At 35.8% G+C, this 12843-nt stretch carries 13 protein-coding genes; all 13 read right to left on the bottom strand.

The genetic code is table 11. The features are described 5' to 3' along the window. Window positions 1-278: ATP-binding protein (locus tag HMPREF0850_RS0103110; protein WP_001205616.1), on the bottom strand; the 278-nt coding region annotated here is incomplete at its 3' end. Further along, a complete protein-coding gene (locus HMPREF0850_RS04270) occupies window positions 275-1546 on the bottom strand; it encodes a serine hydrolase (protein WP_001224824.1) in 1272 nt (423 codons plus the stop codon). The genes HMPREF0850_RS04270 and HMPREF0850_RS0103110, both read right to left, overlap by 4 nt. Beyond that, window positions 1539-1661, bottom strand: coding sequence for an SP_0009 family protein (locus HMPREF0850_RS13215; protein ID WP_000429343.1), 123 nt, complete (start codon window positions 1659-1661; stop codon window positions 1539-1541). The genes HMPREF0850_RS04270 and HMPREF0850_RS13215 overlap by 8 nt, the downstream gene beginning before the upstream one ends. Before the next feature lie 4 nt (window positions 1662-1665). Further along, a complete protein-coding gene (locus HMPREF0850_RS04280; protein ID WP_000041917.1) occupies window positions 1666-2034 on the bottom strand; it encodes a septum formation initiator family protein in 369 nt (122 codons plus the stop codon). Next, window positions 2027-2293: an RNA-binding S4 domain-containing protein gene (locus HMPREF0850_RS04285; RefSeq protein ID WP_001234973.1), complete on the bottom strand. Its 267-nt coding sequence runs from the start codon at window positions 2291-2293 to the stop codon at window positions 2027-2029. Before HMPREF0850_RS04285 ends, HMPREF0850_RS04280 begins: the two co-directional genes overlap by 8 nt. A 57-nt stretch (window positions 2294-2350) precedes the next feature. Continuing rightward, window positions 2351-5854: a transcription-repair coupling factor gene (gene mfd, locus HMPREF0850_RS04290; protein ID WP_000258073.1), complete on the bottom strand. Its 3504-nt coding sequence runs from the start codon at window positions 5852-5854 to the stop codon at window positions 2351-2353. Then, a complete protein-coding gene (pth, locus tag HMPREF0850_RS04295; protein ID WP_000163925.1) occupies window positions 5855-6424 on the bottom strand; it encodes an aminoacyl-tRNA hydrolase in 570 nt (189 codons plus the stop codon). A gap of 71 nt (window positions 6425-6495) precedes the next feature. After that, window positions 6496-7611: a redox-regulated ATPase YchF gene (gene ychF, locus HMPREF0850_RS04300; RefSeq protein ID WP_001218697.1), complete on the bottom strand. Its 1116-nt coding sequence runs from the start codon at window positions 7609-7611 to the stop codon at window positions 6496-6498. An 84-nt stretch (window positions 7612-7695) separates the two neighbouring features. After that, window positions 7696-7890, bottom strand: a complete 195-nt coding sequence (locus HMPREF0850_RS0103115; protein WP_000285184.1) for a DUF951 domain-containing protein — start codon at window positions 7888-7890, stop codon at window positions 7696-7698. Between the two features lie 64 nt (window positions 7891-7954). Further along, window positions 7955-9091: a DNA polymerase III subunit beta gene (gene dnaN, locus HMPREF0850_RS04305; RefSeq protein ID WP_000581140.1), complete on the bottom strand. Its 1137-nt coding sequence runs from the start codon at window positions 9089-9091 to the stop codon at window positions 7955-7957. A gap of 158 nt (window positions 9092-9249) precedes the next feature. Further along, window positions 9250-10611 carry a chromosomal replication initiator protein DnaA gene (gene dnaA / locus HMPREF0850_RS04310; RefSeq protein ID WP_000660603.1) on the bottom strand — a complete coding sequence of 454 codons (1362 nt, stop codon included), beginning with the start codon at window positions 10609-10611 and terminating at the stop codon, window positions 9250-9252. Window positions 10612-10834: 223 nt separating this feature from the next. Then, window positions 10835-11593 carry a ParB/RepB/Spo0J family partition protein gene (locus tag HMPREF0850_RS04315; RefSeq protein ID WP_000410355.1) on the bottom strand — a complete coding sequence of 253 codons (759 nt, stop codon included), beginning with the start codon at window positions 11591-11593 and terminating at the stop codon, window positions 10835-10837. Window positions 11594-11650: 57 nt separating this feature from the next. After that, on the bottom strand, window positions 11651-12841 hold the full coding sequence (locus HMPREF0850_RS04320) for a S1C family serine protease (protein ID WP_000681799.1): 1191 nt from the start codon (window positions 12839-12841) through the stop codon (window positions 11651-11653). Window positions 12842-12843: the final 2 nt, after the last annotated feature.

The raw sequence follows: 12843 nt of genomic DNA on the forward strand, positions 1-12843 counted from the left end.
GCCTCTGAAAAGTCTCCTGAAAAGCTTGTGATATAAATAGGAAGTCCAGCTGCATCAGCTAACTTCCTTAGTTCATTTTCCTCCCAGTCAGACTCACTTCTCTGCTTGTGATTGACATGTGCTAAAATCAACTCAATTCCCAACTCATTTTGATAAGTAGACAATAGATGAAATAAAAACATCGAATCCAGTCCACCAGACAGAGCTAATACGATTTTAGAATGTTTTTTGAAATACTCTTTTTGGAGAAAATGATTTAAAAAATCCCGGTCCCTCATTTTAGAACCTCATAGACATCCTTGGCTATCTTAGCAATGGTGTCATAATCAGAATTTTTGGTGAAAATAGAGAGAACGAAAGGAGAGTCTGTATAGACAATGGCAGTATCATGTTTGAACTCGTCGGCATCTCCAATTTTATGAGCTACCTTAACCGAAACACCTTTCGCAATTCGTTGGTTATCAAAATTCGTCTTACTTAGAGACTCTAGTACAAAGCCATTCTGATTATAAATAGCTTCCATGACCTTTCCAGCCATTTTTGAAGAAGTTAATTTATCATTCACATCCCAATCTTCACCCATAATGGTGGACATTTTTTCTTTAAAAGCCCCGTCAGATTGATTGGTCACGTAATAACCTAAAATATTATGAGCAACATTGTCAGACTCCTTTGTTACCTTAGTAATTAATTGTTGGAGGCTGTAGTCTTTGTTGTCTCCTGTTTTAGGTAAACTACCGCTACCTTCTGGTTTATAGGATCCGGGAAAGCTATTTACCTCTGGGATATACTTAAAGTTACTGTTCAGCGTATATTCCCCCTGATTTATCTTATCTTGAGCATAATAAAGGTAGGCTAGTTTCAAGATGCTAGCTGCATAGAGTTTGCTGTCTTCATTCACCCCAGCCTCTTTACCTGTACTCAGTTGTTTAACATAAATAGAATAATTTTCATTCTGATAGTTGTTTGATAAGACTTCTTGAACCTTCTGGATGCGATTGTCTTCTTCTGAGACGAACTCTTTTGATACCCACCCAACTTGATCAATATGAAGAAATTCTTGTCCCTCAGCAAAGAGGGTTCTATCTACTGTTACGCGTTGATAGGGAGAGAGGGATGAAGAAATTTCTTTAGCACCATAAGGACTGTTATAGATAACAAACCCCGGTTCCAACCATACTTGTCTATTTTGAGTTTGAACTTGACTTTGATCATAGACCAAGCGCTTATCTGCAACGATAAACTGATGATTGTTTAATTTAAAAACAGGAATACCTTGTCTATTCAAACGCCATTCTACAATTTTAAAGGTGGTTTCAGAAGTCAATTTTCCAGACTCCTTTACAAGATCTTCATTAGCATAGACAGCTGTTTCTCCATAAACCATTGGCGATTCAAGAACTTCTTTATAGTAGAATCCATGATCAGACTCAGTTAGATAATAAATTTCTTGTGAAGAGTAAGGGAGCTGTTTTTCTGTGCTAACTACTCTTGAAGTTATGATAAAAACAGATAGTAGTGATAACACTACTAAGAACTTACGCATTCTTCTCTTCCCTTTCTTCTTGTAATCGTAACAAATGGTTTTTAGCTGCCAATTCCTCTAATTTTTCATCTGATAAACTTAAAAATTGCTCAACAACTTCTAATAAATTTTCCATGACATTACCTCGGAAGCAAATCAGGAATGGTGTAAATTGCTTCTCGTTTCTTTGAGTAATAGTACTTGGCGCGTGCATATTTTGCTACATAGTCTTCATCTTTCAACTTCGCAGCAAAAGCAGATTCCTTATCCTTTTCATCACTAAGAGTTTGGTATTGTTCTTTCAACTCTGTCAATTGCTGACGACGTTGCAGTAACTGATTATAGCTTTGGGCCAAGTTATAAGTTGGTAAAATAAACAATAAAATCATCAAAATAAGAACCCAACCCATAAAGCGATTTCGTTTTTGTCTCTCTTTCATCAGGTAACGACGACGTTGGTGTTCATTTTGAATAAAAGGATTGTTCATCTGTACAATATTTTTAGACATTTTCTTCTACCCGTGTTTCACTGATAATTTCATACATGCCTGCTGCATCTTCTTTTTTTGTACTATCTTTCATCTCTAATACTTTAACAAGCAACAACTTATTTCCAAAACGAATTTCAACTTGGTCATCAACTTTTAAATCCGTTGAACTTTTGGCCAAGATTCCGTTCACCTTGATTCTACCTTTATCTGCTACTTCTTTTGCGACTGTACGACGCTTAATAATTCGTGATACTTTTAAATACTTGTCTAATCTCATTTTTATTACCTCAAATTATTATTGTATCATTTTTATCCTTTTTATAGAAGAAAAATGTCAGATGAGATTTGCTTCCTTTGATTCTTTTATCTCCAATAAACTTTCTCCAAAAATCAGCAGACCTTCTAAAATTTCATAGTCTTTCTTGTTTCGAACATCAAATACAACTTCCATTAATCCTTTATTCTCAGCTATGGCTGCTTTTAAGTTCGTTGCGGATAAGGCTTTAAAATAATCTTGAGCCAAGAACAGTCGCTGAGTAATTTTTTCAAATTGAACCGTAATCTTATTCTCTTTTCTTTCCACACGTTCTAGAAATACCTTATCCAAATATGATTTGACCAAACCAATCTCTAAAAGATAGGCCACTACATCTGGATATTCTCCAAAGCGGTCCATCAACTCTTCTTGTAATTCTTCATAGTTGACACGATTGTCAATTTGACGAATTTTCTTGTAAATTTCAATCTTATGTCGCTGGTCAGAAATATAAGTGTCAGGAAGATAGGCGTCGATTTGTAAAATCAACTCAGCATTTCCTTTAGTTCTTGTATTCCCATTGCCGTTACGTTTAGCAATAGCTTCCTCTAATAACTGCGAATACAATTCAAAACCAACAGAATCAATGAAACCAGACTGCGATTTTCCTAATAGATTTCCTGCACCACGAATCGAAAGATCTCGCATCGCAATCTTAAATCCAGAGCCCAATTCTGTAAATCCCTTAATCGCTTCTAATCTCTTCTCAGAGACTTCACTAATTGATTTTTCTGGACGATACATGAGATAGGCATAAGCAATACGATTACTACGACCAACTCTTCCTCTTAATTGATACAAGGTTGACAAGCCCATATGGTCCGCATTTTCAATAAATAAAGTATTGGCATTTGGGATATCAACTCCTGTCTCAATAATGGTAGTCGTCACCAAAATATCATACTGACCTTCAATGAAATCCAGTAGAGTATTTTCTAACTGAATCTCACTCATTTGCCCATGAACATAACCAATTGAAGCCTCTGGAATCAACTCCTGTAATTCTGAAACCTTCTGGTCAATCGTGTCAACTTTATTGTAAAGATAGTAAACTTGACCTCCACGCTCCATTTCACGTAAAACAGCATCACGAATCACACTGTCATTCTTTTCTAAAACATAGGTTTGAACCGGATAGCGATTGGTTGGAGGAGTTTCAATAACAGACAAATCTCTGATTCCCAGCATAGACATGTGGAGAGTACGAGGGATTGGTGTTGCAGTCAAGGTTAGAACATCTACTTGTTTTTTCAGTTCTTTCAAAGTTTCCTTATGCTTGACACCAAATCGTTGTTCCTCATCAATAATCATCAATCCCAAATCTGAAAACACAACATCTTTTGATAAAACACGATGCGTTCCAATCAAAATATCAACTTGACCATTTTTTAATTTTTCAAGTGTCTCTGCCTGCTCTTTTTTACTTCTAAAGCGACTCAGCACATCAATATTAACTGCAAAATTTTGGAATCTCTCTTTAAAATTTGTATAGTGTTGTTGCGCTAAAACCGTCGTCGGAACTAGAACAACAACTTGTTTGTGATCATTGACCGCCTTAAAGGCTGCACGCATTGCAACTTCAGTCTTCCCAAAACCAACATCCCCAACTAAAAGTCGATCCATGGGGTGAGAATCCTGCATATCTCTCTTAATTTCCTCAATACTACGAAGTTGATCATCCGTTTCAACATAAGGGAAGGCATCATCAAAAGCATGTTGATCATCATCATCAGCTGAGAAAGCAAAACCCTTCAACTGACTACGTTCAGAATAGAGTTTGATTAAATCGTCAGCTATATCCTCTACCTGGTTCTTAACTTTTTGCTTGGCCTTTTTAAAATGACCGTCATTTAATTTATTAAGTTTTGGCGCTTTACCATCACTTGAAACATATTTGGACAGTAACTGAATCTGCTCTACTGGGATGGAGATTTGATCCCCATTTTGATATTGAACACTGACATAATCACGGTGAATCCCTTTGATTTCAATTGTTTCAATGCCTAGATATTGACCAATTCCATGAATATGGTGAACAACGTAGTCCCCTTTTTCAAGTTCATTATAATCTTTTAATCGCTCTACATTTGACGCATGTTGTCTTCGAAAACGACGTTTTAATTTCTTTTGAAAAATCTCATGTTCAGTAATCAAGAGAATTTTTTCATCTACAAAATGAAAACCATGTCTTAGATTACCCTCGATCAAGTTTACAGATTCTTTACAGATACTTGACTTATCTCTGGAATCCAATTTAATCTGATATTCCTCTAAAACATCCTCCAATGTTTTACTTCCCATTGAATTGCTGGACTGCAGAACAATGGTGTAGTTCATTTTTTTATATCGCTCAATTTCTTCTTTAAGAAAAGAAAATTGATTGAAAAACTCCTGCATAGGATATTGATTAAATTGGTAAATGTGATCAAACTTGAGATTTCCTAATCCTTTTTGGAGATTGGAGAAAAAGGTCACTGGACTTTGTTTTTTATAGATTTGCTCAGTATCAGCAAAATACTGCATATCAGAAAATGATTTACCATTCTGTAAATCTTCTGTAAAGTATTGCGCTAATTCTCTTTCAAAGGCTTCATACTGATTCATCAATTTTTGATAATCATCAAAGAATACTGGTGTATCTTTTTCAATATAATCAAATATAGTCCATGTTTTATCGTAACATAAAGATAAAAACTTTCGACTATCTGAATGTACTTGTTTTTGATGAAAACTTGACAAAATTTCTTCTAGATAGGATTTCAAAATCGGTGATAGAGTCTTCGAAATTTGCTTTTCCAAAGCTGACTGACCTTGTTGATAATCCTTTTCTCTTAAAAGCATATCACTAGCTGGAAAGATAGTGAGTTCTGTTTGATTTTCTTTTGATAGTTGTGTTTCGACTTCAAAAGTACGAATACCATCTACTTCATCACCAAAAAACTCGATTCGGAAAGGTTCTAACTGAGACATCTCAAAAATATCTAAAATATCTCCTCGAATACTAAACTCACCTTGAGTTTGTACTTGCGTAACTTTGCGATAGCCTATTTCCTTTAATTTGTAAAGTAGCTCGTATTGGTCATATTCTTCGCCAACTGCAATCCTTATAATACTTTCTTTAAACCCAGTTGGAGAAGGTAAAATCAAGCGACTTGCTGCGATATTACAAACTAAAATCCCTTTCTTAGATGAATCAGTTAAAAAACGCAAAGCTTCAACCCGAGAAATGATTTTTTCTTGCGAAGACATCAAAAACTCTACCATAGGAGAGTCATCGACCAAAAATGGATAGACAAATTCCTCTCCTAAGAGAGAAAGAAGATCACTGATAATTCGTTCTGCTTCTCCATAAGTTGAAGTCAGTAACACAATCTTATTTTCTTTTTCTAGACTGCTTACAATTGCAAGAGCCTTGGTAGACGTTGATAAACCAAGTATTAGTTGTCTTTTCTTATCTATCAGATTTTGATGCCATTTTTTTATCTGATCATTTTCTGAGAATAAATCTAATAAAGTCACCATTTAGCCGTTATACCTCTGCATTGTTTTCACAAAGTTTTTCTCTTGTAAATAGTAGTTTACAGAATCGTCAACCTTGTCAATTGACTGTAAAATACCTACATAGTCATCCTGATCAAACTTACTTAAAACATGGTGAACAACTGACATACTTTTTTTAGGTCTGCCAATACCTATTTTAACACGGTTGAAGACCTGAGTACCTATATGTTGAATAATAGACTTGATACCATTATGGCCACCTGCTGAGCCCTTTGATCTTAAACGAATTTTCCCGACTTCCATGTCAAGATCGTCGTAAATAACGAGTAAATCTTCAATATCCAAACCATAGTAAGTCAATAAAGCATGAACTGCTTTTCCACTTTCATTCATAAAAGTAGTTGGTTTGACCAGATAAATTTTTTCTCCATTGAAGAAAAAAGATGCTAGGTCAGCTTGAAATATCTTGTCATGTGTAAAGGTGACATTTTGTTTTTTAGCCAATTGGTCAATCAACATAAATCCAACGTTGTGCTTGGTTTCAAAATATTTATCCCCTGGATTTCCTAATCCAACAAGTAATTTAGTCATTTATTTTCCTTTCAAAAGCCAAAAGGGTTGGAATTTTTTTCCAACCTAATTGACACTATTTAAAATGTTAATTAAACGTTAAAGCGGAATTCCATGATATCGCCATCTTGAACGATATATTCTTTTCCTTCTTCACGCAAGCGCCCAGCTTCTTTTACAGCCTTTTCAGATCCATATTTCACTAGATCCTCATATGACATGGTTACTGCACGAATAAAACCTTTTTCAAAGTCTGAGTGGATAATACCAGCTGCTTGAGGAGCTTTCATACCACGCTTAAAGGTCCAAGCGCGAACTTCTTTTTCACCAGCTGTGAAGTAAGTTCCAAGTCCAAGTAAGTGGTAAGCAGCTCGAGTCAACTTATCAACACCTGATTCTGTCAAGCCAAGTGCTTCAAGAAACTCTTGCTTATCTTCATCATCTAACTCAGAAATTTCTTCCTCAGCACGCGCAGAAATAACGACTACTTCTGCATTTTCTGTCGCTGCAAATTCTCGAATTTTTTTAACATAGTCAATAGAATCTGGATCTGAAACCACATCCTCATCCACATTAGCAACATAAAGAACTGGTTTAGTGGTCAAAAGGAAGAGTCCTTTGACTACTTTTTGTTCCTCATCTGTGAATTCAATGGTACGAGCTGATTTTCCATCTTCAAGGACAGGTTTAATTTTTTGAAGGACGTTAAACTCTGCCACAGATTCCTTATCTTTTTGCGTACGTGCCATCTTTTCTACACGCGCATAGCGTTTATTTACTGACTCTAGGTCAGCAAGAATCAACTCTAGGTTAATGGTATCAATATCTGCAAGTGGATCCACAAAGGCATCTTCACGTCCTTGTTCACGCATAACATTTTCGTCGTCAAAAGCACGCACAACATGAACAATCGCATCCACTTCACGAATATTGGCCAAGAATTTATTACCCAACCCTTCTCCTTTTGAAGCTCCTTTTACAATCCCTGCAATATCTGTAAATTCAAATGTTGTTGGGACTGTCTTTTTAGGAGTAATCATTTCCGTTAGTTTTTGTAGACGTTCATCTGGAACTTCTACCATTCCAACATTTGGATCAATAGTCGCAAATGGGTAGTTTGCCGCCTCTGCTCCTGCTTTTGTAATTGCATTAAAAAGGGTTGATTTACCAACGTTTGGCAAACCAACGATACCTGCTGTTAAAGCCATAGTTTCTCATTCTCCGTTCTCATTTCAATCCCTAACATTATAACACAAAAAGGGAAAACTTGCTAACCCTCTAACTAAGGGTTCTTAGTCAATAATCTTATTCATTTTTCGTTCAAAATCATAGCGACTCATCATGACAAGGTGGTCACAATTGCTACATTTGATTTTGATATCTGCCCCTACGCGTGTAATTTCCCAACGATTGGCTTTTTTACCAGTTGATTTAATTGTGCAAGCATGTGGTTTTTTCATCTCAACAAAATTTCCAACTTGATACATACTACTCTCCTTTTCTTTTTCGATTATATCATAAAAGAGGCGAGCCAGGCTCAACCTCTTTCACTTAATTTGTACGAACTGGTGTGATGAGCTGCATGAAATCTTCGTCAGTATCTGCTGGCACAAGAGTAAATGGACGAACAGCTGAGATAAAGCTAATGGTCACTTTTTCACTATTTAAAGCCTTGAGGGAATCAATCAAGTAAGTTGGGTTGAAACTAATAGTCAAATCATCCCCGGTCACCTGCTCCGTATCGATTTCTTCGTTTACTTTACCAACCTCAGGAGAATGAACATGGGCACTAACAACTCCACCTTTAATTTCAAGCTTCACAGTACCATTTTGAGTTGCACTTGATAAGAGACGAGCACGCTCCATAGATTGACGCAAATTAACCACATCAAAAGTAATTGTAGTATTAAAATCTGTTGGGATCAAACGATCCGTATCAGGATAGTTTCCTTCTAGGAGACGAGTATAGAAGCTAATATTTTCGCTTCTAAAGAGGATTTGATTATTTGCAAAGAAAATCTCCACTGTTTCAATATCATCCGTAAATACAGCTGAAAATTCGCGTAGAGAGCGACTAGGAATTACAACATCGAAATCATCGCCATTTTTTTCAAGAGTCAATTTTTTCTGGCTAAGACGATGAGAGTCTGTCGCAACTGTTTTTAGTTCTTTGTGTTGGCTCAATACGAAGTGTACACCTGTTAAGATGGGACGACTTTCTTGCGTACTTGCAGCAAAAGCTGTCTCATTGATAATTTTCTTGAGCAGTTTTGTTTCAAGAACCAAAGGAGTACTTGCTGAAATTTCTTGGATTCGTGGATATTGTTCGCTATCTTTTCCTTTTAGGGTGATTTCTGATTTGCCGCTTGTTAAGACAATTTGTTTTTGTTCAATCTCTTTGAAATCAAGCGTTACGTCTGGAAGACTAGATACAACATTGATAAAGAAAGAAGCTTCAAGAAGAATCGAACCTAAGGAAGTAATCAAAAGACCTGCATCTTCATTCTTTTGAGAAATGAAATTCTCAATAGAAATTTGCCCGTTTGATCCAATTAAAGTAATTCCTTCATTGTTAACGTCAATTTTGATTGTTGATAAAATTGGAATAGCATTTTTTGAGCTAATTGCTCGTTTTGTGGTATTTAAGGCTTGTAGAAATAAATTTTTATTAATTGAAAAATGAATCATGGATTCTCCTTTATTTATTTTTAGTATTAGAAGGATAATAGAAATAATAGAGTGTGTGAATTCTGTGGAAAACTGATTTCTATTTAATGACTTCAAGCTTTTTAGCTTGTTTAAAAAATGTGGATAAAAAAGATAAGAAAGGAAAAGTTATCCACAAGCTACTTAATTTTCTTTTTGATTGCTTCTATTTCTAAACGTAAATTATCGTCTTCGTCAATCAAGGATTTAATTTTAGCATGGGCATGAATAACGGTGGTATGATCCTTTCCTCCGAATTCTTTTCCGATTTTTGGAAGACTATTATCTGTCAGTTCTCTAGCTAGATACATGGCTACTTGACGCGCCAAAACGATATTCTGAACTCGTCTCGTCCCTTTCATTTCTTTGACACTCACTCCATAAAAATTACCAACTTCAGTTTGGATTTTGTCAATTGGAATGACTAGCAGTTGGCTAACATCTTGTTTGCGAGCTCTGATAGCTTCAGCAGCGATATCAATGGTGATATCCTTAATCTTCTTTACTCTGGCAATTAAAGTGATATCGTTGATTGCTCCTTCAAGTTCTCGAACATTTGAATCGAATTGACCTGCTAGGTATTCTAGTGTATCGCTTTGAAAATTATAGTCCAAATGTTCCGTTTTACTTTGAAGAATGGCAATTCGTGTTTCAAAGTCAGGTGGTGTGATATTTTGAGTCAAGCCCCAGCTAAAGCGCGTGACAAGTCTTTCCTCAAGGCCCTCTAAATGTTTAGGACTTCGGTCACTAGTCAGAACGATTTGTTTTTGATTGCTATGAAGAGCATTGAAGGTATTGAAAAATTCTTCTTGAGTTGCAACTTTTTTACCGCTGAGAGATTGGATATCATCGATCAGTAAGAGATCAAGGCTACGGTAAGTCTTTTTGAATTTCTCCATTTCCCCAAGTCTCAGGTGTTCAAGAAAATCATTGATAAAACTTTCAGCAGGAATATACTTAACCCGAGCTTCAGGAATATTTTTTAGAATTTCATTTCCGATAGCATTCAGTAAGTGGGTTTTCCCTAGTCCAGGACCACCATAAATGAAAAGGGGATTATAAGTCAAGGCGAGATCTTCGGAAACAGCCAGAGCAGCAGACTTAGCCCAGATATTCCCATCTCCTTGAATAAAGTTATCAAAGGTATATTTTTCCTTCAATCCTGTTTCAGAATATGGAATAGCAAGATTGGCCTGTGAAGCAACATAATGATTGCTATTTTCAGAATCCATGACATAGGTTGAAGATTCTTCCTCAGGCTTTGTTAAGACAAATTGAGTTTTTATTTCAGTATCATAAACTTCAAAACCAGCAGCCACAATGATATCTTTGAGCTGTTTTTTCCAAACCATTTCCATTTCAGGTCTAGGTAAAAAGATAGTAGCTACATTTCCCTCCACTTTTATGAGTTCAGCAGGTGTGGCGTAGAAATCGTACATAGAACGTGTCAATCTTTCTTGAGCCAATTCCAAGATTTGATTCCAAAATTGTTTTTCTTTCACCGATTATCCCCTCCTTTGCTATATTTGATGTAAAAAGGTTTATTGTTAGATTTATTTTACCATAGATGCTAGCATTTTTCCACAATCTGTGGAAAAGAATCCACAATGTTTACATTTTTTATCCACAGGTTGGGGATAAGTGAGGGATTCCCTTGAATTCTTTGATTTTTTGCTATAAAAAATAGTGGATAAATTTGTGGGTTGAAAAAATAAAAGAACAGCCTTATTTCAGGCTGTTGATAATTCTGTCATATTCTTCTTGGCTTGAAAAAGAAATAATAACCTTTCCAGTATCTTTTTTAGAAAGTTTAATTTCTACATTCAATCCAAGTAGTTTTTTTAATTTATCTTCCTCATCTTTGATGAAAGAATCACTTTTTTTCTGCTTCTTTTGTTTTTTCTCTGTCAGCAGTGTTTCTAACTTTCTCACAGAGATATCTTCGTTTTTGATCAATTGGAAGAAATATTCTTGTTGCTCTTTATCCAAACCAACTAGTGAACGTGCATGAGCTTGAGAAATTTTTCCATTTTCTACTTCAGCTAAGATATGCTCTGGTAGGGAAAGCAAACGAATAAAATTAGTGATATAAGGACGAGATTTTCCCATTTTATCCGCTATCTCAGTGTGAGTAAATCCTTTCTCTACTAAAGATTCGTAGGCGCGTGCTTCTTCAATTGGATTCAAGTTTTCTCTCTGTAAATTCTCAATGATAGACTGAATCATCATTTCCTGATCTGAGAGGTGTTTTACAACTGCTGGAATAGAGGTCAGACCAGCCAAGAGAGAAGCTCGATATCGTCTTTCTCCTGCAAGGATTTCATAACCAATTACAGGAGATTGACGAACGATGATTGGTTGGATTAGCCCATTTTCTTTGATTGACTGAGCTAATTCTTTTAATTTTTTTACATCAAATTCTTTCCGAGGTTGGTAAGGATTTTTTTGTATGTCCGAGATAGAAATCATTTCAAATTTTTCCATGATTCTACACTAACATATCTTTTATTATATGTAAAGTTTTCTTTACACTGATGTCAATTAAGATTCTAAATCACTTGTACTTTTATCTAGTTTAACAGTTGTAGTCTCCTCTTTCCCATTTCGATAGTAGGTGATTTTAATAGTGTCTCCGATAGAATGGTTGTAAAGAGCACTCTGTAAATCTGTTGACGAAGAAATCTCCTTGTCGTCAACTTTGGTAATAACGTCGTATTTTTCAAGGTGACCAGATGCAGGCATATTACTTTGAACAGATTTTACCACTACACCAGAAGTTACGCTACTTGGAATATTGAGTTTTCTAAGATCACTAGCTCCGATATTAGCTAAATTAACCATTTGAATTCCAAGAGCAGGGCGAGTCACTTTACCGTCACTTTCAAGCTGTTTAATAATATTTTGAGCATCATTTGATGGGATTGCAAAACCAAGACCTTCGACAGAGGTTCCACCATTACTTGCAATTTTACTTGATGTAATCCCGATAACTTGGCCCTGAATGTTTACAAGTGGACCACCAGAGTTACCAGGGTTAATGGCCGTATCTGTCTGAATAGCTTTTGTAGAAATCGCTTGACCATCTTGAGATTTTAGAGAGACATTTCGATTGAGACTTGAAATGATTCCTTGGGTAACTGTATTGGCATATTCGGATCCTAGAGGACTACCAATTGCGATTGCAGTCTCACCAACATTTAGTTTGCTAGAATCTCCAAATTCTGCTACGGTTGTGACTTTTTCTGAAGAAATTTTTACGACAGCAATATCAGAGAACGTATCAGAACCGACAATTTCACCAGGAACTTTTGTACCGTCTGCTAAACGGATATCAACTTTTGAAGCTCCTTTAATAACGTGGGTATTTGTCACAAGGTAGGCATCTTTCCCATTCTTTTTGTAAATAACACCAGAACCTTCACTTGCTACCTGTTGAGAGTCGGTATCCGTATCTGTCTCGTCATTTCCAAAAACACTATTTTGCCGATTTGCTGAATAAGTGATGACCGACACAACGGCATCTTTTACCTTATTAACGGCCTGAGTTGTTGCATTTTCATTTTTGTAGGAAGTCTGAGTAACAGTGTTTGTAGTGTTATTTGTGGCTTGACTTACTTGTTTTTGATAAAGTTGCAGTGTCACAAAACTTCCTAGGGCACCACTCAAAAATCCTATCAGAATGATGATAAGAAAGGTAAATCCTTTTTTGTAAAATTTTTGTAAGTGTTTCATAA

Origin of the sequence: Streptococcus sp. M143 (genome assembly GCF_000162495.1) — a bacterium.
Lineage (GTDB): Bacteria > Bacillota > Bacilli > Lactobacillales > Streptococcaceae > Streptococcus > Streptococcus dentisani.